A 1,336-nucleotide genomic window follows, 5' to 3' on the forward strand; every position below is an offset into this window, starting at 1 on the left:
CCGCCAGCGCCGCCCCGCTCCCCGGCGGCACCCGCAGCAGCGCCCGTTCCCAGACCTCCCCCGGCGGCGGATCGCCGGGCCTGCGCGGCCGGCCCGGGTCCGTCACCGGCAGGGGTACGGGCCCCAGGACCTCCACGTCGGACGGCAGCGCGGCGGAGCCCAGAAACGCGCCGACCGTCTCCGCCCGCCCCGTCACCGCCGCCATCCGGGACACCGGCGGGAACCCCAGCTCGGCCCGCTCCGCCAGCTCGCGCTGCGCGTGCCCCACCGGGTCCCAGCGCACCAGCGCCTGCACCGGCCGCTGGGTCGGCTCGGCGACGATCACGACCGTGCCGCCCTCCCCCTGCCCGCGCACCAGCGACGCCGCCTGTATCCAGCGCCGCAACGCCTCCTCGCCGGCCCGCAGATCGGGCCGCCCCAGCATCGCCCAGCCGTCCAGCAGCAGCGCGGCCGCGTACCCGCCGCCCTCCGCGACCGGCTCGGCCCCCGGCGTACTGACCACAAGGGCCGGTCGCCCCGGCACCGAGTCGAGGACATGGTCCCGGCCCGACGTACGGACCGGCACGGCCGGGAAGGCCCGTCCCAGCTCCTCCGCCGTCCGCCGGGCCCCCACGATCTGTGCGCGCAGCCGCGTGCTCCCGCACTCCACGCAGCGCCAGGCCGGCTCGCCCCTTCCGCACCACGTGCAGTGCAACTCCCGCTGCTCCGGGGCCTCCAGCGGCCCCGCGCAGTGCCGGCAGCGGGCGGGCGTACGACAGCGTTCGCAGGCCAGCCGGGGCACATATCCGCGCCGGGGCACCTGCACCAGCACCGGGCCCGTCCTGAGCCCCTCCCTGACGGCCTGCCAGGCCAGACTGGGCAGCCGGGCCACCCGCGCGGCCTCGTCCCTGGCCAACTCGCCGTCGCCGACGGTACGGACCAGCGGAGCGGCCTTCCGCACCTGCTCGCGGTCGGCGGCCAGGGGCAGCGCCCAGCCGGTCCCGACCAGCTGGGCCGCCTCCACCGTGCAGCTCGTACCGCCCAGCAGGAAGCCGCACCTGTCGTGGGCCGCGCGCAGCAGCAGGACCTCACGCGCGTGCGGCTGCGGCGCGTGCTGCTCGCTGTGGCTGCCGTCGCCGTCGTCCCAGAGGGCCACCAGGCCCAGGTTCCGTACGGGCGCGAACATCGCCGCGCGCGTCCCGACCACCGCGCGCACGGCGCCGCGCCGGACGGCCAGCCATTCCCGGTACCGCTTCTCGGGACCGGCCTCGGCCGTCAGCAGCGCGTGGTGCCCGGCACCCAGCAGCTCCGTGAGCGCCTCGTCGACCCGGCCCGCGACCCGCCCGTCCGGTACGAC

Annotated in this window: 1 pseudogene; it reads right to left on the reverse strand. The window is 78.2% G+C overall.

The annotated features are described in order from the left end of the window. Positions 1 to 1,336: pseudogene (locus GT042_RS13060) on the reverse strand (primosome assembly protein PriA); the annotation flags it as partial.

The organism is Streptomyces sp. SID3212 (assembly GCF_009865405.1).
Taxonomy (GTDB): domain Bacteria; phylum Actinomycetota; class Actinomycetes; order Streptomycetales; family Streptomycetaceae; genus Streptomyces.